19 protein-coding genes are annotated in these 22,965 nt (G+C 41.7%); 11 read left to right on the top strand and 8 right to left on the bottom strand.

Annotated elements, in window-relative coordinates; translation table 11 throughout:
* Window positions 1-87 precede the first annotated feature (87 nt).
* Window positions 88-240 (bottom strand): hypothetical protein, encoded by a 153-nt coding sequence (locus H5185_RS10825; RefSeq protein WP_182722480.1) that lies wholly within the window; start codon window positions 238-240, stop codon window positions 88-90.
* Window positions 241-719: 479 nt separating this feature from the next.
* Between H5185_RS10825 and H5185_RS10820 the strand changes: the two genes are divergently transcribed.
* The 4 genes from H5185_RS10820 (at window position 720) to purT (ending at window position 8,143) form a co-directional block, all read left to right on the top strand.
* A complete protein-coding gene (locus tag H5185_RS10820; protein ID WP_182698982.1) occupies window positions 720-2,078 on the top strand; it encodes an NCS2 family permease in 1,359 nt (452 codons plus the stop codon).
* Window positions 2,079-2,967: 889 nt separating this feature from the next.
* The gene (locus tag H5185_RS10815; RefSeq protein WP_182742084.1) at window positions 2,968-4,605 is read left to right on the top strand and encodes a serine hydrolase; all 1,638 of its coding nucleotides are present in this window, start codon (window positions 2,968-2,970) and stop codon (window positions 4,603-4,605) included.
* A 662-nt stretch (window positions 4,606-5,267) separates the two neighbouring features.
* Window positions 5,268-6,569, top strand: a complete 1,302-nt coding sequence (locus tag H5185_RS10810) for a DEAD/DEAH box helicase (protein ID WP_182742083.1) — start codon at window positions 5,268-5,270, stop codon at window positions 6,567-6,569.
* A gap of 383 nt (window positions 6,570-6,952) precedes the next feature.
* Window positions 6,953-8,143 (top strand): formate-dependent phosphoribosylglycinamide formyltransferase, encoded by a 1,191-nt coding sequence (gene purT / locus H5185_RS10805; RefSeq protein ID WP_182742082.1) that lies wholly within the window; start codon window positions 6,953-6,955, stop codon window positions 8,141-8,143.
* Between the two features lie 155 nt (window positions 8,144-8,298).
* On the opposite strand, the gene H5185_RS10800 is transcribed toward purT, so the two are convergent.
* The 5 genes from H5185_RS10800 to H5185_RS10780 all read right to left on the bottom strand — a co-directional run bounded on the left by H5185_RS10800 (window position 8,299) and on the right by H5185_RS10780 (window position 12,335).
* A complete protein-coding gene (locus H5185_RS10800; RefSeq protein ID WP_124017870.1) occupies window positions 8,299-8,745 on the bottom strand; it encodes a hypothetical protein in 447 nt (148 codons plus the stop codon).
* A 39-nt stretch (window positions 8,746-8,784) separates the two neighbouring features.
* Window positions 8,785-9,738 (bottom strand): D-2-hydroxyacid dehydrogenase, encoded by a 954-nt coding sequence (locus tag H5185_RS10795; protein ID WP_182742081.1) that lies wholly within the window; start codon window positions 9,736-9,738, stop codon window positions 8,785-8,787.
* A gap of 49 nt (window positions 9,739-9,787) precedes the next feature.
* The gene (djlA, locus tag H5185_RS10790; RefSeq protein ID WP_124017868.1) at window positions 9,788-10,561 is read right to left on the bottom strand and encodes a co-chaperone DjlA; all 774 of its coding nucleotides are present in this window, start codon (window positions 10,559-10,561) and stop codon (window positions 9,788-9,790) included.
* Window positions 10,562-10,626: 65 nt separating this feature from the next.
* Window positions 10,627-11,310: an N-acetylmuramate alpha-1-phosphate uridylyltransferase MurU gene (gene murU, locus H5185_RS10785; RefSeq protein ID WP_182742080.1), complete on the bottom strand. Its 684-nt coding sequence runs from the start codon at window positions 11,308-11,310 to the stop codon at window positions 10,627-10,629.
* The gene (locus H5185_RS10780) at window positions 11,307-12,335 is read right to left on the bottom strand and encodes an aminoglycoside phosphotransferase family protein (RefSeq protein WP_182742079.1); all 1,029 of its coding nucleotides are present in this window, start codon (window positions 12,333-12,335) and stop codon (window positions 11,307-11,309) included. Before H5185_RS10780 ends, murU begins: the two co-directional genes overlap by 4 nt.
* Before the next feature lie 143 nt (window positions 12,336-12,478).
* Here H5185_RS10780 and lptD point away from each other — a divergent pair, with 143 nt between their 5' ends.
* From lptD to H5185_RS10745, 7 genes are all read left to right on the top strand, one after another.
* Window positions 12,479-14,779: an LPS assembly protein LptD gene (gene lptD / locus H5185_RS10775; RefSeq protein ID WP_182698690.1), complete on the top strand. Its 2,301-nt coding sequence runs from the start codon at window positions 12,479-12,481 to the stop codon at window positions 14,777-14,779.
* A gap of 144 nt (window positions 14,780-14,923) precedes the next feature.
* On the top strand, window positions 14,924-16,228 hold the full coding sequence (gene surA / locus H5185_RS10770; RefSeq protein ID WP_182742078.1) for a peptidylprolyl isomerase SurA: 1,305 nt from the start codon (window positions 14,924-14,926) through the stop codon (window positions 16,226-16,228).
* A 9-nt stretch (window positions 16,229-16,237) separates the two neighbouring features.
* A complete protein-coding gene (pdxA, locus tag H5185_RS10765; protein ID WP_124017863.1) occupies window positions 16,238-17,221 on the top strand; it encodes a 4-hydroxythreonine-4-phosphate dehydrogenase PdxA in 984 nt (327 codons plus the stop codon).
* Between the two features lie 9 nt (window positions 17,222-17,230).
* Window positions 17,231-18,037, top strand: a complete 807-nt coding sequence (gene rsmA / locus H5185_RS10760) for a 16S rRNA (adenine(1518)-N(6)/adenine(1519)-N(6))-dimethyltransferase RsmA (RefSeq protein ID WP_124017862.1) — start codon at window positions 17,231-17,233, stop codon at window positions 18,035-18,037.
* 48 nt (window positions 18,038-18,085) lie between these two features.
* Window positions 18,086-18,466 (top strand): Co2+/Mg2+ efflux protein ApaG, encoded by a 381-nt coding sequence (apaG, locus tag H5185_RS10755; protein ID WP_124017861.1) that lies wholly within the window; start codon window positions 18,086-18,088, stop codon window positions 18,464-18,466.
* Between the two features lie 3 nt (window positions 18,467-18,469).
* A complete protein-coding gene (locus tag H5185_RS10750; RefSeq protein ID WP_124017860.1) occupies window positions 18,470-19,288 on the top strand; it encodes a symmetrical bis(5'-nucleosyl)-tetraphosphatase in 819 nt (272 codons plus the stop codon).
* Window positions 19,289-19,440: 152 nt separating this feature from the next.
* Complete coding sequence (locus H5185_RS10745; RefSeq protein ID WP_124017859.1) at window positions 19,441-21,462, top strand: methyl-accepting chemotaxis protein; 2,022 nt, start codon at window positions 19,441-19,443, stop codon at window positions 21,460-21,462.
* Between the two features lie 452 nt (window positions 21,463-21,914).
* Here H5185_RS10745 and H5185_RS10740 read toward each other — a convergent pair whose 3' ends face one another.
* Complete coding sequence (locus H5185_RS10740; RefSeq protein ID WP_124017858.1) at window positions 21,915-22,319, bottom strand: DUF3718 domain-containing protein; 405 nt, start codon at window positions 22,317-22,319, stop codon at window positions 21,915-21,917.
* Window positions 22,320-22,414: 95 nt separating this feature from the next.
* Window positions 22,415-22,897, bottom strand: coding sequence for a type 3 dihydrofolate reductase (gene folA, locus H5185_RS10735; protein WP_124017857.1), 483 nt, complete (start codon window positions 22,895-22,897; stop codon window positions 22,415-22,417).
* Window positions 22,898-22,965: the final 68 nt, after the last annotated feature.

Genomic DNA, 22,965 nt, shown 5'->3' with positions numbered 1-22,965 from the left:
GAGCACTGAATATAGGGCTTTAGATGAATAACTCGTCTAAAGCCCTTTTAGTGAAATACCATTAAGTTCAAACTAGGTCATAGCACGCTAAGGCACGACATCAGCGGCAATATTTCCCCCATCATCACAAGCATATTTATCGTCAGATTTACCATGAGTTAACCTGTATACATGTATTAACCCGTTTGGATCGTAAGACGTCACTGTCATCTCTACACCGATAATGCGCAATAACAGCATAATGTTGCCAACGTCGACCTTGAACTCACGTCGGTTAATTTGCCTATTCTTGGCAAACGCCACTATTACTAAATAATGGTATTAAATTGCCATACCAAGGGCGGCGATCCGTTATTAGTGATAAATGCTCAAAGGGTTATAACTGCAGCGAGTTAATTTTATTGTGAAGTATACAAAACAATCTGTTTTTAGTGCGTTTTTACCTATATAACAAAAAATGTTAGCCTCTTCCTATTTCCGCATTGTCGATTGTTGTAAACTCCGCGCCAACAAAGGCTATGTTGGTAAGAGTAAATTTTACCAGACATGTGTATAACAAAGTTGTTTAGCACAATACTCGCAGGTCACTAACGCTATATGCGCCAAGTGGATCTCTCACCTAAGTGTTTCTTGTTTAGGGCTCTACCTGCCATAGCCGTGTCGCCAATGAATGACCATTGGTTAACTCATAATTTAAGAGATCAAAAGGTATAATCACTATGAAGTCTGAACAGACTCTCTCTAGCTCGACCGCCGCTTCTGATTCATTTTTGGATCGTTATTTCAATATATCTGCCCGAGGTAGTACCTTAAAACGTGAAGTCATTGCTGGCTTAACGACGTTTTTAGCGATGGTTTATTCGGTGATTGTGGTGCCAAACATGCTCGGCGCGGCAGGGTTTGATCCTGCTGCGGTATTTATCGCCACTTGTTTAATTGCCGCGTTTGGTTCATTACTCATGGGACTATGGGCTAATTTACCTATGGCCATAGGGTGTGCAATATCACTCACCGCATTTACTGCATTTAGCATGGTGCTGGGACAGGGAATATCGATTCCAGTGACTCTTGGCGCTATTTTCCTGATGGGTATCGTATTTACACTTGTGAGTGTCACAGGGATCCGTCAATGGGTGCTCACTAACCTGCCAACCGGTATCGCTCACGGTACGGGAATTGGTATTGGTCTGTTTTTACTCCTTATCGCAACCAATAGCGTTAAATTGATTGTATCAAACGATGCCGGTTTACCCGTAAAGCTTGGTGATATTAATAGTTTACCGGTTATCGCAACGATTATTGGTCTTGCTATGACCATAGGGCTTGAGCGCCGGGGCACACCAGGTGGCATATTATTGGTAATAGTTGGACTATCGATTTTTGGGTTAATATTTGATCCTAGCGTGACTTATCAAGGGCTATTTGCTTTGCCGGACTTAATGTCTGATACATCGCTGATTGGTCAACTCGATATTATGGGCGCATTGAATCCAGTAGTACTGCCGATTGTATTGGCATTGGTGATGACCGCCATTTTCGATGCCACAGGCACGATTAGAGCAGTTGCCGGACAAGCGGAACTTCTCGATGATAACGACAATATTGTCGGCGGTGGTAAAGCACTGACATCAGACTCAGTCAGCAGTATTTTTGCTGGCGTGGTCGGCGGCGCTCCTGCAGCAGTTTATATTGAATCCGCAGCTGGAACCGCAGCAGGTGGCAAAACCGGCCTAACGGCAACCATCGTTGGCTTGTTATTTTTGATGATGATGTTCTTAGCGCCGTTAAGCTTTTTGGTACCCGCTTATGCAACAGCTCCTGCGCTTATGTATGTTGGCTTACTGATGTTAAGCAACGTCACCAAGCTTGATTTTGACGATAAAGTCGATGCAATGGCAGGCCTAACCTGCGCGGTATTTATCATTTTAAGCTGTAATATCGTTACTGGGATTATGCTTGGCTTTGTTACCTTGGTTATTGGCCGCATATGTAGCGGCGAGTGGCGTAAACTGCGACTTGGGGTCATCTTAATCACCCTAGGTTTAGTCGCTTTCTACATGGGTGGCTGGGCGATTTAACCCAATTGTAAATTCAATATTAAGGCCAGCCATAGAGGCTGGCCTTTTTGTTTTCAATAACCATATAAGCTAACTTGGTTTTGCCCCAACGTTGGTTAGGCTATGACCTGCGGTCACTAACGTCGTGGCGCTTCGCCCACACCAGACCAAGAGGAAATCAACGGCTATTCCCTCTTGGAACTCCCAGCCGCCCCGCAACATTTTCGCTATTTACAAAACAACAGCTGCGAAAAGGTCGCCATGGGGATTGAATGAGCTTTTAATTTCATTTGAAACTTGCTTCGGCCTTATTCGAAAATGCTAACGCTTCCGATGGTACATCCTGTACCGCGAAAGCTAAGCTCACATCCATGTGAGCTTCACGCTATTTTCTTCAACGTCCTCAAGTTCAGAGTTGAATCACGCCAATTGCAAGCAAGGTATGCAAATCATTTATGCCCCAAACCTTGTTAGTCATTTAATAAACTACGTTGTGTCGCTTCGCCCCTAATCTTTTGCAAAAAGTGACGAGAGGAAAACAACAGTATTTCCCTTTTCGGTTAACTTTTTGAGAATCTTGCTGCCCTTGTAAAATAGCTCTTACAATGTGAACTAGTCTCAAGCTTTAGATCAAAATAGCTTTACACATTCGTTCACTTCAAACGGAGATCTTCGAGTCAGCAGTTTTTTGTATAGCTAAATAAAAAGCCACTCTTGTATACATTTGAATACTCTATTTGAATAGATGTAAGAAAGAAGTCGTGAGTTTGGCTTGCAATCGAGGACAAGGGTTACCAAGGAGATGTTCACTTGTAAGTATTTTGAACAAAAATAGAATACAGTGGACTAAAAGAAGACATGTAATTTTAAAATGGAGTTTAAGTTGCTAAAAATCAGATCATTAATCCTCGTGAGTGTGTTTATTGTTATTTCTACATTTCGCCCAGATGCTATTGCTGAGCCTAGCCAGTTTGACATTGATAGTATTTTTTCCGAATGGGAACAAGTTGACCAGCCAGGCGGCACTGTAGCAGTTATTAAAGAAGGTAAACTCATTTTCAGTAAAGGATATGGCTTAGCCAATATCGAGCACTCAGTCCCTAATACTCCAACCACCGTTTTTAGAATTGCATCTACCTCAAAACAATTCACAGCAGCGACTATTCTCCTATTAGTTCAGCAACAAAATTTGAATTTAAACGATTCGCTCTACTCTTTCTTTCCAGATTTTCCAGATTATGCAAAAGACATCACCATAAGACATTTGCTCCACCACACTAGTGGGGTTAGAGATTATTTTAACCTTAAAGAGTTAAAAGGTTTTCGAACTGATGATTACTATGATGATGCAGAGGTCATGGGGTGGTTGACCGCTCAACCATCACTTAATTTCAATCCTGGGGAGGAGTTTTTATACAGTAATTCAGGTTATTGGTTACTTGCACAAATAGTGCAAAAGGTAACGGGAGTTTCAATGGCCTCATTCGCTGACAATGAAATCTTTAAGCCTCTGAAGATGCACAATACGCGGTTTCATAATAATCATAACCGTATTGTGAAAAATAAAGCCTATGGATATACCCCCTTCTCTGGACCTGAATTCGAAATTAACATGTCAACATTAGATCTTATTGGTGATGGCGGCATTTTAACTACTGTAGAAGATTTAAAAAAATGGGACGATGAGTTTTATCAACAAAAAGTGTTTGATAAAAACTTTTGGGAAAAAATGACAACCGTTGGAACGCTCAATAACGGTGAGCAACTTGATTATGCTTCTGGGCTTCGTATAAGTGATTATAAAGGGCTTAAACAGATAGACCACGCAGGGTGGTTTGGCGGTTTTAAGTCGAATCTGATTAGATTTCCAGAGCAAAAATTTTCAGTCATTGTCCTAGCGAACAGAGAGGATGCTTATTCAACTGGTTTAGCACACCAAGTTGCTGATCTATATTTAAATCAGTTCTACAAAAAAGAAGTTGAAAGTGCGCCGCAGTTTATTGAACTTAACGCAGATCAGTTAAAGAATTTTTCTGGTCACTATTGGAGTGAAGATAGAAGTGATTCACGTCATGTGTATATTAAACAGGGAAAGTTAAAGCTATCACCAGCCCCCGAACGAGAATATGATTTAGCCCCTCTTTCCGAAAAGCAGTTCAAGCTAATGGGTGTGTCTGCTAACGTCATTATGACTTTTATGCCTAAAAGTAATCAAATGTCAGTCTCGGTAAATGGTCAGGATCCCTTTATATGTGATGAGTACACACCAGCCAATTACACCGGCGACCAATTAGCCCAATTTACGGGAAATTTTTACAGTGAAGCATTAATGGTCAATTACCACATCAAGATAATTGACGGTGAGCTACAGCTTCATATAGGTAACAGTCTGATATCTAAGCTTGATGCAGTGCAACAAGATATGCTGGTCAGTCGCAACCTTGGTGTCATCCATATAGAAAGAAACCCCGAAAGCGTAATTACTGGGTTCAAGATGTCCTCAAATCGAGTTAAACATGTCCAGTTTAAAAAAGTGTTGGCTGAATAGTCGAGCTCAATGCCTGCAATAGCAAAAACATCTAATAATCAATTACTTATAGCACGACTTAAAAGTGTTCTTTTACTTTCAGGAAGAAAGATTGCTAGTACTGAGTAGCCCTATAACCTAGGGTTACTTTTTAAGTAGTGACTTTAAATAGTCTAATTAATGTGGAGATAATCTCAATAGCTTCTTAAGTATTTCAGAACTTAGCCATACTTATCATCATCTGAACTTAAGACTTAAGACTTTAGTGCTTCAGTTCTAACAAGCTTTGGTTAAAGTACGTCTGAGGGGATCAACCTAAGACGTTTCTGTCCAAAAACGAGTTAGCAGCCACGCACTTAAGGTGCTGTAATTGCCATGACTATCAATCCATATCATCTAAACTATTCCCTGCTAAAAAATCTTCTCTTTTGACACAGATAAAGTTCAGGATTTAAACAAAAGTTTGTTATACTCCGCGGCCGCTTATCGATGGCACTCAATTGGGTGTATCATTCAAGCTTAATGTTTTTCAGCTATCCGAAGACGTTAATCAACCCAGTTAAGCATGAGTTCAGCCATAAATAAGGCTATCGGCCCCAATATTCCAGATTGATGTTGTGCAGATAATATTAACTTATCGCAACTAAATCGCTTTGTTTTGATGTACATACAGGAACCGCACCATGAAATTCGAATCTTTTAGCTTCGCCCCAGAAATATTACGCGCGATCGCTGAGTGCGGTTATCAATCTATGACGCCAATTCAACAACAAGCGATCCCGGCAATCCGCCGTGGTGAAGACGTGTTGGCCAGCGCACAAACAGGAACAGGTAAAACGGCGGCTTTCGCACTGCCTATTCTGCAAAGAATGTGTGATAACCCAAAAGAAACGATGCCGTCTAACACTCGCGCCTTAATTCTTACACCAACTCGTGAGCTTGCCGCACAGGTTGCAGATAACATTACCGCTTACAGTAAACACCTCAACTTAACTGTATTAACCATTTATGGTGGCGTTAAGATAGATAATCAGTCGCAAAAACTGAAACGCGGCGCCGACGTGATTGTTGCAACGCCTGGTCGTTTACTTGAACACATAGTGGCGTGTAACTTAAGTTTATCTAATGTTGAGTTTTTAGTACTTGATGAAGCCGACCGTATGCTTGATATGGGCTTTAGTGCCGATATTAAAAAGATCCTCCAAGCAGTAAATAAAAATCGCCAAAACATGTTGTTCTCTGCCACCTTCTCTACTGAAGTGAAAAAGCTAGCGAATGAAATGCTTGAAAAACCAAAAGTAATTACTGTGGATAAACAAAACACCACAGCAGCTACCGTAAGCCAAGTTATCTACCCTGTTGAACAACGTCGCAAGCGTGAATTATTATCTGAGCTTATCGGCACGAAGAACTGGCGCCAAGTGTTAGTATTTACCGCGACCCGTGATGCGGCAGACAAGTTAGTTAAAGAGTTAAATCTAGATGGTATTCCATCTGGCGTGGTTCATGGCGAAAAAGCCCAGGGTAGTCGTCGTCGCGCGCTACGTGAATTTGTTGAAGGCAAAATTCGTGTATTAGTGGCCACCGAAGTTGCTGCCCGTGGTCTTGATATTCAAAACCTTGAATACGTTGTTAACTACGACTTACCGTTTTTAGCCGAAGATTATGTCCACCGTATTGGCCGTACTGGCCGTGCAGGTAAAACTGGTGTGGCAATTTCGTTTGTAAGCCGTGAAGAAGAACGCACATTAGCTGACATTGAAAAATTAATTGGCCAACAAATTCGCCGTGTTACGGTACCAGGTTATGAAGTGGGTAGCCGTGAAATACTGCTTAAGCAAATTGAAAAACGTCGTAGTTTTGCCAAAAAGCAACAACGCGGTGATAACGCTGGCGCACAGATGATTGCCGAGAAAAACATGGATGGCCGTCGTGTTAAAGTCGGTAAAGTGAGCAGTACCGTGAAGTACAAAAAAATTAAGTAATCTTTTTGATGCAAACAAAAAGGCGCCTCGGCGCCTTTTTTGCGTATTAATCAAAGTCATTAGCGTGTCATCTGGCGCATTGCTATCAGCAATATCCTTTGTTATCACTAAGGAGCATTCTCAGGATATGACGTCACAACTCGCCTAAGCATAAAGCCGAGCAATAATCGCAAAGAATGTAAATCCTGTCGTGCCATGACTCATAGCTACAACACATGCAAAATCTAGACTTGTCGTCAAAAAACACAATCTTTCATCACAAAAAACGGTCATATTTGTACTATTTTCGCCATAAAGTGACTTTTATATTGGCTTTTTAATAGCGCATCTCGTTACACTGTTCGGCATATAAAAATATCCCTACACAGAGGCTGTACATCATCATGGCGATTCCTACTACATTTGGCACAGCAAATACTCCAGGCACGATTAAGGCGATGCTATTAGGCTGCGGCGAACTCGGCAAAGAAGTGGCTATTGAGCTGCAACGTTATGGTATTGAGGTGATTGGGGTTGATCGCTACCCTAATGCGCCTGCTATGCAAATTGCTCATCGTTTTCATGTAATTAACATGCTGGATGCTCAGGCATTAAAAGCGGTTATTGAGCTTGAAAAGCCTGATTTAGTCATTCCAGAAATTGAAGCCATTGCCACCCAAACCTTAGTGGAACTAGAGCAACAAGGTCTGCATGTCGTGCCGACAGCCAATGCGGCCAAACTGACTATGGATCGTGAAGGAATTCGCCGTCTAGCGGCAGAAACCTTAGCGATTCCAACTTCAAAGTATTTTTTCTGTGACACCCAAGCAGAATTTGAACAAGCCGTAGCCGATATTGGTATTCCTTGTGTGGTTAAGCCGGTGATGAGCTCATCTGGTAAAGGTCAGAGTGTGATTAAATCAGCAGATACTGTTCAGCACGCATGGGCTTACGCTCAAGAAGGCGGCCGCGCAGGCAAAGGCCGAGTGATTGTTGAAGCCTTTATTCCATTTGATTACGAAATTACCTTGCTAACCATTAGCGCTGTTAATGGCATTCACTTTTGTGACCCAATTGGTCACAGACAAGAAGATGGTGATTATCGTGAATCATGGCAACCACAAGCCATGCCAGCTGATGTACTACAAAAAGCTCAAGCTATGAGCCAACGTGTGGTTGAAGCTCTGGGTGGATATGGCTTATTTGGGGTTGAACTATTTATTCGCGGTGATGAAGTGTACTTTTCTGAAGTATCACCAAGGCCACACGACACAGGTTTAGTCACTTTAATCAGCCAAGATTTATCTGAATTTGCTTTGCATGTTCGAGCGATTTTGGGCTTACCAATCAGCAATATTGCCCAACATGGACCCAGTGCTTCTGCAGTGATTTTAGCAACAGGCACCTCGACCAATATTCGTTATCAAGGCATCGCGGCTGCGTTAGCCCCGGCTAACACTCAATTACGTTTGTTTGGTAAACCAGATATTGATGGTCGCCGTCGTTTAGGCGTTGCATTAGCCCGTGATAGCTCGGTGGAAGCAGCGGTCGAAAAAGCTAAAATAGTGGCGAGTAATATCAAGGTTATATTTTAAATAACGCTTATCTCAGTTAAGCAATAACAGCTCAACAAAATGACTTGATAGACAAAATTAAGCCGCCGAATCTGTTACACGTTTCAGCGGCTTATTTTTTGCTTTTTGCTTTTTGCTTTTTGTGTTTAAGTGAATGTATACCTTAGCTTGATAACTTAGTTTTTTGCTTTTGGCAGTGACTTACTGGCTAAATGAAAGTGGACTAACATCATTAGACGAAATAGCGCTTTGAGTTTACGTTCCTGATCAAACTTACCCACATTGATCAATTTTCGTAATACGGTGATTTTCATATACAGGTTTTTCACCAGCACATCACTTGGCTCATCTAGATATTTATCAAACTCTTTATAACCCTCAATGGTTTTAGCGCTCAGTCGAGCTTGTCGAATACGTAAACCTGAGCTCATGGCATGTTCAAACGCTTTAGTTTCTAACCCTTTAATAATATCAGCGGCGCTGATTTCCTGCGCTAAGCCATCAACGATAAAATGAATATTTGATTCAATCTCAAATTGCAGCGCATGGGTATCATGACGCACGTTATCAAACTTTGTCCGTTCTTTATCAACAAAATCAAACAAGATTTTCCATAGTGACATAAGCGAATATCCGTATTACTGGTGGTGATTAAAAAGCCATTAGCCATTAACCTGATTCAACACTTTACCCTGTTGAAACTGGTGTACATTTTCAACCGCGATGTTGAGTAGATTTTGTCTAGCCTGCAATGTTGCCCAGGCAATATGCGGCGTAATGGTAATATTGGCAGCACTAAGGAGCGGATTATCATGACTTGGCGGCTCAGTTGATAGCACGTCAACGCCAGCAAATCCATGATCATGGTTAAGCCATTGGGCTAAATCAATTTCATTAATCAAGTCGCCGCGAGCAGTATTAACCAATAAACAACCCGGTTTAAGTAAGCGTAAACTGTCACTGTTTATCATATATTTGGTTGCCGCATTAAGCGGACAATGTAGCGATATAATATCGGCTTGCTTAAGTAAATGGTCACGTTGACACCATTGAATGGCTGCTGGTAAATTCGTTTTTGGTTGTGTAGTGGTGATCAATACATTCATACCGAATGCCACACCTAAATTGGCAACTTGCTGACCAATATCGCCATACCCCACCACCCCCAAGGTCAATCCTTTTAACGAGGTTAATGGACTCAAACTAAAACAAAAATCCCGATTAGCAGCCCATTGTCCAGCTTTAACAGCGTGATCGTGTAAGGCCACCTGCTGATGGTGATGCAGAATATGGGCAAACACCATTTGCGCCACGGCATCTGGGCCATAAGCAGGAATATTGGTGACCACAATCCCCTGCGCGGTTGCGGCATCCATGTCTACAACATTGGTGCCTGTGGCAAGAACCCCAATATAAATTAATCCGCGCAGTTGCTTTAAGGTTGTAGCACTCAACTGGGTTTTATTCGTCAGCACAATTTGCGCACCTTGACAGCGACTGACGATTTGATCGAGTGGTGTATGGTCGTAAATATCGCACTCGCCTAATGCCTCTAGCGCCTGCCAATTCAAATCACCAGGATTCAGAGTGTAACCATCTAATACCACTATTTTCATCGATTTTTGGCCCTATTAATAACAGCGTGCACAGGCATTGAGCCTATTACTAACGCATTCCACGTGAAGTTTTAATTCGCTCGTAAGCAGCTTGAATATCTTGCGCTTTAGTGTTGGCAAGCTCCATCATTTCTTCTGGTAAGCCTTTTGCAACAAGCTTATCAGGATGATGTTCGTTCATCAGTTTGCGGTAAGTACGCTTAACGTCTTGATCGCTTGCAGACTCTGATACGCCGAGGAGTACATAAGCATCAGTCAGCGGCATTTTATTACCTTGCGGCGACTGATGATGACTGAATTCAGCTTGCCAACGAGCCAGTAACACATCAAGTTGTGCAGCAAGACCAAGCTTATTGGCAATAGCGGATAAAATTTGCTTCTCGTTGGCATGTAACTCACCATCAGATAATGCAGTTTGAATTTGGATCTCTAAAAACATCTGCGCTAACTCAGCTCGGCCTTGAGTGGCTTGTCGAAACAACTCAAGCTGCTGTAACAGATCAAAATCAGCTTGGCGCCCTTGGCGAAAAGCTGTTTGCGCATCAATACGCGATTGTCCCGATAACTTCATTTGATCCATTAACATGGCCGCAATACGGATGTCGGTTTCAGTCACTCGCCCAGAGGCTTTAGCTACATGACCCATGACGGCAAATGTAGCATTGAAAAACATCGCCTGACGCTCACCGCCTTTACGCATTAACGCGCTTAAGCCTTGGCGTCTGTCATAAGCATGGCCTAACCATAAGCCTAAAATAGCCCCAAAGAAACGCCCAAACATAAACCCAATGATAAACCCAAAAACTTTACCCCAAATTCGCATGTTGTTTTCCACTACGGTTAAATAATTAATATGTCGCGCTTCGCATTTAGGCGCGCTCGCATGCCTTAATCTTGAGCCAGTAATCGACTCTGCAGTTGTTCTAGTCGCTCAATCGTCCCGACATCGCACCAATAAGCCTTAAAATGCACACCTTGTATCCGCTGCTGGCTCATTGATTGCTTCAGCACAGGTCCCAAGGCTTGTTTACCTTCGGGTAAGTTTATAAATAATCGAGGATGGTAAATGCCCAAGCCAGCAAAGGTTAACTTTGGCTCATCATCAACCGTTAATTGGCCATTCACATCAATAGCAAAATCCCCCTGCGGATGATGCGCTGGATTATCAACTAACCATAAAAACGCGTCCGCTTCAGCTTGGATAACCTTTCGATAAGCTAACGAGACATCGGGCAAGTAATCGATAAATATATCACCGTTGATGACTAAAAAGGGCTCATCACCTAATAATGGTAATGCGTGCTTGATACCGCCAGCCGTTTCTAACGCAGTGGTTTCATCGCTATAACGGATCTTCACTCCCCAACGACTTCCATCGCCTAATATTTCAGGTAATTTATGCCCTAACCACGCCTGATTGATCACTATGTCACTCACCCCCAGCAAAGCAAGTTTCTCTATGTGATATTCTATTAATGGTTTACCGGCAACGCTCACTAACGGTTTAGGTAAGGTGTCGGTTAAAGGTCGTAAACGCTCTCCACGCCCCGCAGCCAAAATCATTGCTTTCATGCTTCGCTTACCGCCTCATCAATACTTTTACGGTTTACTCGCGGTAAAATCACCTTATTAACCCATTGACTAAATTCAGCAATTTGTGAGTACTGCATACCAATATCAGCAACGTATTGTAAGGTTAATGGAATATCAGCCAAATAACCGCGCTTAGCATCACGATGGTATAAACGTGCAAAAATACCTGCGGCTTTAATGTGGCGTTGTATGCCCATTAAATCAAACCATTGTTGATAAGTTGAAAACGTTACATCGTCACTCATCAATTGATGATCAATTACCAGTTGATAATGATATCTCATCAACGGATTAACGATATCGTCAGGCCAGCGCACGTAACAGTCACGTAGCAGAGAGACAGCATCATAAGTGACTGCGCCATAGACGGCATCTTGAAAGTCGATCACCGCTAACGCTTGATTATTTATCAGTAAATTACGGCTATGATAATCACGATGCATACCGACTTGAGGCTGTGCAAGGACATTTTCAGTTAACGCATTAAAGGTCGACTCAATCATTGCCTGTTCATTGTCCGTCAACGAGTAATCTAAATGCTCTTTCAGAAGCCAATCGACAAAAATCGCTAACTCTCGCATCACAAAAGCAGCGTCATAATCGGCCAGCGGACCATCTTGGGTCTCGGTCACGGATGCAATAATGGGTAATAAGTTTAATGCGCGCTGATAATAGTCGCTCACATTCGCTTTATTCAGCACCGACAAGAGTTGTAATTCGCCCACATCAGTTTGCAAAACAAAGCCATAGTCATCGCAGGTGGCAAGTACTTCGGGTACCAATAACCCAGCATGATGATAAGCTTTTGCAATCGCTACAAAAGGCGCGATAGGCACTAAATCAATGGGCGAATCAGAGACAATATAATGCTTACCTTGATACTGAATACGAAAATAACGTCGAAAACTGGCATCACCACAGATCAAACTAACTGCAACGTTATCGCCGAAATATTGGTTTAACCAGTTACTTAACGCAACAAATCTTGGGTCAGATAAAATCATCTCAATGGCTCTTAACTAAAAATTGCTTTATTATAGCCAGCATAACATTTGGAAACAGCTAAAGAATGGAATGTTTCATCTAGCTGAGTATCTTTTTCTCTCCAAAACTTTCCGGAATCAGAATTCATAAATTATTGACAACAATGCAGATCCGTTATTTTCTGGCACTAAGCCTACTCCCAAATATCGTGTTGGCTGATGAGCCAACAACGACCGAAGCGCCTGCGCTACAATGCGTTGTTGCGCCACCTGTTTCTCGTTCATTCGAAGATCGTGCAGCATTAACCGGTATTTCTGACGATCAGATTGTTATCATTAGTGATCACTCTGCTGTTTCTTATAATGAGCAAGCCGAATTTTCGGGCGATGTTAGTTTCAGCCAAGGGTTTCGTCATATTGCGGCTGACAATGCCGTATTAGATCAAAAGCAACAACGCTTAAATGCTAACGGCAACCTAATATTTAAAGATGAGTTATTTACCGTTACGGCCGATACACTAGAAGCTCAAATGAGTACCAATAACGCCACCTTAAAAGGCGCACAGTATTGGTTGCATGGCCAACAAGTTCATGGCGATGCTGAAAAGTTACAGATTACGTCAGACAATAATTTATTACTGACCAAAACCAACTTTTCAACCTGTCCTCCAGGTGATGAATCATGGCTGCTTGAAGCGGACATGATCAAAATTGACAGTAAAGAAGAATGGGGTGAGATTTGGAATGCCAAGCTGCGTATCGCAGACATTCCAGTGCTATATATTCCATATATGACAGTACCGGTATCTGATAAACGTAAAACAGGCTTTTTATTCCCAAGCTTCAGTACCAGTACCACGAATGGTGTGGAAGTCAGTACCCCTTATTATTGGAATATTGCGCCAGAGTTTGATCTTACTTTCACTCCGGATTTCATGTCCTCACGTGGGTTGTATACCAAAACTCAATTTCGCTATCTTGCCGGTGAGCAACAAAACGGCCAGTTCAATGTCGAATACTTAAGTAATGATAGTAAGCTAACCTCAAACGCTGACCGTTATTTGTATCATTGGAGTCATCAAGGGGCCATCAATAAAAACTGGCGCGTCAGATCAGACTATACCGATGTGTCTGATAACAACTATTTCAATGATTTAAATTCCGACGTTAACCGTTCAACCGACAACCAGTTATCACGCATTGGTGAAGCCAGTTATTTTGAACGTAACTGGGATTTCAATATGCGCGTACAAGACATTAAAGTACTTGGTGAAGACGAAAAACCCTATCAAGTGATGCCACAGTTAAACTTTAACTATCGTGCTGCCGATATTTTTAACTCTATCGACTTTAAGTTTAACTCTGAACTGACCAACTTTCGTCATCAAGATAATGACTACAATACCGCAACTCGCTTACACTTAGTGCCTAGCTTAATCTGGCCAATTCAAGGGCCTGCGGGCTCGTTTACCAGTGAAGTTAAATTACTGCAAACCCAGTATTGGCAGCAAAATATCGATCCCGATTCAACCTTAGATAACAGCGTAAGCCGCACTATTCCGCAAGCGCGTTTACATGGTCAGGTTAATTTCGAGCGAGCTACCCAAATGTTTGACGAACAATACCGTCAAACCCTAGAACCGCAAATTCAATACCTTTATGTCGGCTATGAAGACCAATCCAATATTGGTATTTATGACACAGCGCAATTACAAGAAGACTATTATGGCTTGTTCCGCGATCGCCAATATTCAGGCTTAGATCGTGTGGCAGATGCTAACCAGTTTACCTTGGGCTTCACCACCCGTTTATTTGACCAAGCTAACCGTGAAAAAATGAAGTTTAGCGTAGGTCAAATTATGTATTTACAAGACTCAAAAGTCAGCATTGATGATACCTATGAAGAAACAACGCAGTCGACGTCGGTATTAGCAGCAGAACTCGATGCTCAGTTATATAATGACTGGTTTATCAGTGGTTCGGTTCAGCACGACACTCAAACAGGTGAGAATAAAAAGAATGAAGTCACCTTGGATTATCGTCCAAGTAATGACAAATTATTACAGTTAAGCTATCGCTTTGTTCCAGACTTACTCAATACCAATACCAATGATAAAGTTGATATTTCTCAAGCAGGCGTAAGAACATCTTGGCCTCTTAGTGACAACTTATATTTTGTTGGTAACTACTATTATGACCTTAATGAATCTCGTAGTATTGAAACTTATACAGGCGTGCAGTATGAGTCATGTTGCTGGGCATTGCGTCTGAGTTATCATTACCGAATTAAAACAAACTACGATGATGATTTGTCAGCCGCCATTGACGGACGTGAAGAGTTTGAGAGCGGTGTTTATCTAAACTTTGTCATTAAAGGCTTAGGGGGATCGGGTCCATTAGGAGTCGACGACATGTTAAATGAAGGCTTATTTAACTACCGTAAACCACTTTACTTGAGGAATTAACAATCTTTTGTGATAGATTGCTGAACCTAGCGATAAACTCATAGTCCAATAACAACAAAGATGCTGTTGAGTATGATGTAGTAACCTTATTTTGGCGATCTATTGCCAGTTTATATTGAATCGAATGTGCCAAGGATTTTGTGGATGAAACACAGTAAAAAAATAATTTTTGCATTACTAGCACTGGCTATAAGCAACACCAGTATTGCTGCGCCAATACCATTAGATCGCGTAGCGGTCCAAGTTAATGACGGTATCATTCTTGAAAGTGAAATCAGCAACATGATTACCACAGTCAAAGCCAATGCCAAATCGGCTAATCAAACGTTGCCTTCTGATGACGCCTTGCGTACTCAGGTTATAGAACGCCTCATTTTAACCCATTTGCAAATGCAAACAGCTCAACGTATCGGTTTGCAAATTGGCGATTTACAATTAGACCAAACAATTGAAAATATTGCTAAAGAGCAGAAAATATCGGTTGCACAGATGCGCCAATCGATTGAGAGCGAAGGCACTAGCTTTAGTCAATATCGGGAACAGTTACGTCAAGAAGTCACCTTAGGTGAAATTCAGCGTATTCAAGTACAACGCCGAATTCAGGTGTCGCCGCAAGAAATTACTGGCTTAGTGAAACTGATTCAGGAACAAGGCTTAAAAGATGTTGAGTTTCAAATTGGTCACATCCTGATTGAAGTACCAAGTAACCCAACCAGTGAACAACTTGAAAGTGCTAGTCGCCGTGCAGATATCGTGCTTAAACGCTTAAATGACGGTGATGATTTCCGTAGCACAGCTATTGCATCGTCTTCGGGTCCAAAAGCGCTAGAAGGCGGGATCTGGGACTTTATGAACATCAATGAAATGCCAACCTTATTTGCTGAAGTGGTTAGTACAGCTAAAAAAGGTGACATTATTGGTCCGATTAAATCGGGGTCAGGTTTTCATATTATCAAAGTAGTCGATACTCGTGGCTTACAAACTCAAGAAGTTGAAGAAGTAAAATCACGCCATATCCTATTAAAGCCCTCACCGATTTTATCGGAAGAGCGTGCTAAAGCGATGTTAGCCAACTTTTTAACTCAAGTGCGTGCCGGTGATGCTGATTTCGCTAAATTAGCCAGTCAGTACTCTGAAGATCCTGGTTCTGCAGCTAAAGGCGGTGAATTAGGCTGGGCAGACCCAAGCATGTATGTGCCAGAGTTTTCACAAACTCTAGCAAGCCTTGAAGAAGGTCAGTACAGTGAACCGTTCCGTTCAACGCATGGCTGGCATATAGTCCAACTTGAAGCTCGCCGTAAAACAGACGCTACAGAACAATTTAATAGCAACCGTGCTCATCAATTAATCTTCCGTCGTAAGTTTAATGAAGAGCTACAAACCTGGTTAGACGAAATGCGTTCAGAAGCGTATATCGAAATCGTTGAGCCAGAAAGCAAACGAGGCTAAGCATAATTAATGACTAAACGTATTGCCATAACACCAGGCGAACCAGCAAGTATTGGTCCAGACTTAGTCATCAAACTCGCTCAACAGGCTTGGCCTGTTGAGTTAGTTGTTTGCGCCGATCCTGATTTGCTCATGACGCGAGCAAAAATGCTTGGATTACCCTTGCAACTTATGCCTTACCAATCATCACAGCCACCAAAACCTCAAGCCGCAGGAACATTAACCATTGCGCCTTTTGCATTAGCTGAAGAAGCTAAATGTGGTGTGTTGAATGAAGCAAACAGTGCATATGTAGTAGAAACCTTGCGTTACGCCGGTGAGAGAAATATGTCGAATGAATTCGACGCCGTCGTCACTGGGCCAGTGCATAAAGGCATTATTAACCAAGCGGGTATTCCGTTTAGTGGTCATACCGAATTTTTTGCACTGCAAGCTAACTGTGCTGATGTTGTCATGATGCTTGCCGCTCCAGGCTTGCAAGTGGCATTGATGACGACTCACATTCCTTTAGCGTATGTCGCTAAAGCGATTACCCGTGATAGACTGCATCATATTATTACCATTTTACATCGCGAATTAGTCAGTAAGTTTGGTTTAGGCTCACCTAAAATTTATGTGTGCGGACTCAATCCACATGCAGGAGAAGATGGCCATTTAGGCCGTGAAGAAATTGATACCATCATACCTGCGCTCAACGAGCTACGGGAACAAGGTATGGATATTGTTGGCCCCTTACCGGCCGATACGCTATTCCAACCTAAGTATCTCGAACAAGCTGACGTGGTATTAGCCATGTATCATGACCAAGGATTACCTGTGCTTAAATCATTAGGATTTGGCAAGTCGGTCAATATCACCTTAGGTTTACCTTATATCCGTACTTCAGTCGATCACGGCACCGCGCTAGAATTAGCCGGCAGTGGCCAAGCGGATAGCGGCAGTTTTACCTGTGCATTAAACAAAGCCATCGAATTGGCCTCAAAAAGTAAGTAACCCATTTTAATGAGTAATAAAGTACATTTAGGCCATACGGCCAGAAAGCGTTTTGGACAAAACTTCTTAACTGATCAAGGCGTGATTAGTAGCATAGTAGGGGCTATTGCGCCTGATAATAATCATGTGATGGTCGAAATTGGACCTGGCCTAGGTGCCTTAACTGAACCTGTTGCAGACATGATTGATAACCTCACGGTTGTTGAATTAGATCGCGACTTAGTTAAGCGCCTACAATATCATCCAACACTAAAAGACAAACTGACCATTCACCAAGGTGATGCATTGCAGTTTGATTTTAACCAATTGCAACAAGCTGGCAAAAAAATGAAAGTGTTTGGAAATCTTCCTTACAACATTTCAACGCCCTTGATGTTTCATTTGTTTGAGTTTGCTGAACAAATAGAAACAATGCATTTTATGTTGCAAAAAGAAGTCGTATTACGTTTATCGGCTAGCCCTGGTAACAAGGCATATGGCCGCTTAACGGTAATGGCACAATATTATTGCCAAGTGGTTCCTGTACTAGAAGTGCCGCCAACCAGCTTCACTCCTGCCCCTAAAGTGGATTCTGCAGTCGTCAGATTATTGCCTTATGCAGTCAAGCCTTGGCCATGTCAAAATGTTGATGTATTAAGGCACTTAGTGACTACCGCATTTAATATGCGCCGTAAGACATTACGTAATAATTTAAAAACATTATTGTCAGACGACGATTTTGCTACGTTACAAGTTGATGCTAGTTTGCGGCCCGAACAAATTAGCGTCGAGCAATACGTCACAATGGCTAATTTTCTGTGTGACAAAAAAGATTAAATATAAGGGCATGCGTATTGAGCATGCCCTTTTGCTTTAGGATCTAATATGAGCCAAGTTGAATCACCGATAAAAATTAAAGTCGACACCCAATATTTAGAACAACAATCTGATGTTGCCGATAATAAATACCTCTTTAGCTACACGATAACCATTATTAATCTGAGTGATAACAAAGTAACTCTAAAAGACCGTCATTGGATTATCACCGACGCTGACGGCGATAAAAATGAAGTCAAAGGCCCTGGTGTTGTGGGCGAAACGCCGACCATTGCTCCGAATACCGCATATCAATATACCAGTGGTACTGTAATGGAAACGCCAGTCGGTTTTATGCAAGGTTTTTATGGTATGGAAGATCATAAAGGAGAGCGTTTTTTAGTCGCAATCCCACCTTTTCGTCTAGCGGTTCCAGGGATATTTCAATAACTTATGGCTAACTATTTTGTTGGCGATATTCAAGGTTGTTATTCAGAATTACAACTACTGCTGCAAAAAGTGGCTTTTAATCCGTCTAAAGACCAACTCTGGGCCGTAGGTGATCTTATTGCCAGGGGAACTGAGTCACTTGCAACCCTGCGTTTCTTTCAATCCTTACAAGATTCTGCAAAAGTGGTGCTCGGTAATCACGATTTACATCTGCTAGCTTTGCACGGAAAATTAAAGCGACCTAATCCCAACGATCATCTTGACGAACTCCTCAATGCACCTGATATTGATAATTTGGTCACTTGGGTTCGTCAACAACCCTTGATTCGGACCTTACCCGAACACAATATCATCATGACGCATGCCGGTGTTCCCCCTCAATGGGACTTGGCCATAGTTGAGCGTGAAGCAAAACAAGTGAGCATAGCTTTACAGCAAGATGATTATTTAAGCGAATTAATTGGCCAAATGTATAGCGACGATACCGAACAATGGTCGCCAGCACTGGCAGGTATAGCTAGGCTACGTTACTGTATCAATGCCTTAACTCGAATGAGATTCTTGCACTTAGATGGAAGTCTTGATTTTAAGTGTAAATTGCCGCCCAGCAAACAACACTCATCAGATTTACGCCCATGGTTTGAATTCCCATCGAAAATAGTGCCACAAAACACCTTAGTTTTCGGACATTGGGCAGCATTAATGGGGCAAACAAATAACCAGAAAATTCTGGCATTAGATACTGGTTGTTGCTGGGGAGAGCACCTCACATTATGGCATCTTGAAAAGAATGAAAATATTACCCAAAAAAGGTTAGTTTAACGTTAAACTAAAGTAGCATTTAGCCGATAACTAAATGTAGAATTTGTTACGCTTGCCTGAGAAACAATCACCCTCTAATAAATTCGATATGATGACATGCAACAGCACACACCAGAAAAATCAGGATCAAATAATAATAGCCGGAGTACTGTATGAAAATTAATGTAGCGACCAGAGTCATTGGCGGTTTTACCGTGGTGACGCTGTTATTGATAGTACTCGGTGGTGTAACCATGCTGAGTAATGACAGAATTAAAGATGGAGCGACGATTCTTAACACTATCAGTTTACCTGCGCTTGAAAGAACGAGCATTTTAAGTGAAAACTTAAGCTCGCAACAAATTGAAGCACTACTGGCTTATTACAGTACTCGTTCATCCCAAATTCCTGCCATAAAAAAACAGTTATCAGATTTAGATAACACCTTTAAACAAGACCTCAGTAGCTTAAACAACTTAGTCAGTAAACAGACGCAGCTTTCAGCCCCCTTAGCGGCATTAAATAAAAGCTATACTTTGTATGGTTCCAATGCCACAAAGATGCTTCTTGAACGTCTAAGTGCGCTTACTTTACAAGAACAATTACTTAAGATGCGCAGTAATCTTGAAAACGCAGCGGATGACTCCTCATCGATTCTGTTAGATATTATCGATCTAGAAACTAGCGAGGACGAAACTGAACGCAGTTTAGCCGCAACCGCCAGTGTAATCGATAGTACATTCATCAATATCATTACCACAATTTATGATTTAGTGGCGACAACTGAACAAAGCAAATATGACTTAATCATTAAAGAACTCGATTACATGGTCAGCGAAGCATCGACCAAATTAGACTTTATCAACACTAAAGGTAACGGTGTTGTAAACAGTTCAACTTTAGAAGATTTAACTGCTGAAAGCGCAAAAGTATTTACTTTGCTAAAGGGTAATGACTCAATTATTGCTCTTAAACAGCAGCAATTAAGTCATGAGTTTGCCGCGGCTAAACAGCTTGTAGAAACTCAAAGTTCCGCCAAAGACGTCAACAAGAAGATGACTGTTTTGGCAAAATCAATCGATACTTTCGCAAGTGACATCAGTAATTCGGCGTTAGATATTATTGATTCCGCAGCGATTAAAACCCTAATAGTGGTATTAATGGCAATTGTCGTCGCTATTATCGTTAGTATTGCGGTTGTTAAACCACTGACTAATTCGTTAGAAAAAGTCAATAAAGCCCTTAATGTATTGGCATCAGGTGACTTAACTCATAAATTAGATGACACAGGTCACGATGAGTTTGCCGAATTGGCTAAAAACTGTAATCGCTTAGTCGACAGCCTACGCAGTCTTATTATTGGTATTGTCGATCGCTCGAACCAATTAGCGGCTGCAGCTGAAGAGACCTCTGCCATTACCTCGCAAACAACGATAGGTATTCAAGAACAAAAGAGCCAAGTCGATCAAGTTGCTGCTGCGACGACTGAGTTGAGCTCAAGTGCACAGCAAGTGTCAATGAGCGCAGATCAAGCACTCAATGAGATTAAGCAAGCTGACAATGAAACCCAGCACATGCGTACCCTTGCAGAAGAAAGCAAAAATACCATTATTGCCCTTGCAGAAGAAGTCGCCAGAGCCGGTGTTGTTATTAATAAGGTTCATTCAGACAGTGCATCGATTGGTTCTATCTTAGACGTAATCCGTGGGATTGCCGATCAAACCAACTTACTGGCGCTAAATGCCGCGATTGAAGCAGCAAGAGCGGGTGAACAAGGCCGAGGTTTTGCGGTTGTTGCTGATGAGGTTCGTAACTTAGCATCACGTACGCAACATTCAACCAGTGAAATTCAGCAAATGATTGAAGTTTTACAAGTCGGCACTCAGGAAGCGGTTGCAGTAATGGAGCAAAGTCGAGGTCAAGCCAACAGTTGCGTTGAAAAGAACGAGCAATCTAATATTGCCCTCGAAACTATCAGTAAGTCGGTTCACCGAGCCTATGATTCGGGTAATCATATTGCCCATGCTGCGCAAGAGCAAAATATCGTTAGCCAACAAGTTTCCGAAAAACTTGAACATATCGCATCGATTTCAGAAGAAACCTCAATCGGTGCCGATCAAACTGCACAATCAAGTCATCAAGTTGCAATGCTTGCTGAAGAGCTACAAGCCTCTGTACGCGAATTTAAGGTTTAATTGATACCATTCATTATGCTCAAATAAATAAAAGGTCCCTCTGGGGCCTTTTTTATTGCTATCAATATCAAATGCAAGGTTAACCCTAATCTATGGTAGCGCTGGTTTATTAATGTATCACATTGATTAACTCACTATAGTCGGACATATAACAGTTAAAAATAACCGCAACTGAAGTTTAGGGATCGAATCAGTAAAGCTTAATAGCAACATTTTGCCTAGCTCTTATCAAACTCATACTCAATGTAGCCTATTGCAAATCAATGCAGCTGGCGAGACTGAGAAGAGTTAGATATATGTTTATATTCCCAACCAAGGTTAAATAGCACACTAAAATGAGCTTTAATCGAAATAAAACTCTTAAGCTTGCTCATAAATTACCGACATAAAAAATGCCGATAATTACTTATCGGCATTTCTGATTCGCTTTATGTTACTGCATAGTCAGATGATTAATCATCTGACTCAGCACCACCACCAAGACGGTCTTTGATCGCTGTTGTTATTTCGCTTGCATCGTAACCATTGGCAGAAGCCCAATCTAAAATAGCTTTACCGTCAGCTTCTGGAGCAGCAAGATCTGATGATGGCATACGTTTAGCAATAAATTCACCCACATTACCCGCGTTCGACTTGTAGGCAGTACGCAATAAACTGCTGCCATCACAAGAAATACTGGAGTATACGTTACGTAATTTAACACGGCTCTCTTTCATTTTTTTACGTAAGCGGTTTTTATCATCTGATTTCACATAATCACAAATATTTGCAACTAATTGATCTGTATCGGCAATAGCAGGTACTGATACAAAAGATGATCCAATCAGGGCTGCGATAGCTACAGGCAATAGACGCATCTGACACTCCTTTATTTTTTTATAGTTATATAGCTATGTATAGAGATCATATTTTAGATCGCTGTCAAACTAATTCAGGGTTAAACACGCCTAATTTAACACTTTTTATGTAAAGTGTTAAAGCTATATTGCAATCCTTTGTCGTTTGTTGCATTTACTGAATTCTGTAATTGCCAAGATCCATCATCCCAATCAGGAAACAAGGTGTCACCATCAACATCAAGATCGATTAACGTAAGATATAAAATATCAGCTTTGGGTAATAATTGTTGGTAAAGCTGACCACCACCAATGACGACTATTTCGTCACAATCGCCAGCAGCAGCAACAGCATCATCAAAGCTTTGAACACAGGTCACGCCATCAATACTCAGCTGGCTGTTACGACTTATGACGATATTATGTCGACCGGGTAATGGCCGCCCAATTGATTCAAATGTTTTACGACCCATTACCACAGGTTTAGACAAGGTCATCGCCTTAAAATGACGTAAATCTTCCGGTAAATGCCATGGCATTTTATTGTCTTTGCCGATAACTCTGTTGTTGGCCATTGCGGCAATCATTGCAATACGCATTGAGGCAGAATCCTTGTGGTTAGATAATCGATCTGGTGCGATAGTAGAGTAAGCTTGGTAACGCGAGC

It is taken from the genome of Shewanella sp. SG44-6 (genome assembly GCF_014164185.1).
Lineage (GTDB): Bacteria > Pseudomonadota > Gammaproteobacteria > Enterobacterales > Shewanellaceae > Shewanella > Shewanella vesiculosa.
The sequence above is the reverse complement of the archived record's forward strand: the minus strand, read 5'-3'. Positions and strand labels throughout refer to the sequence as shown.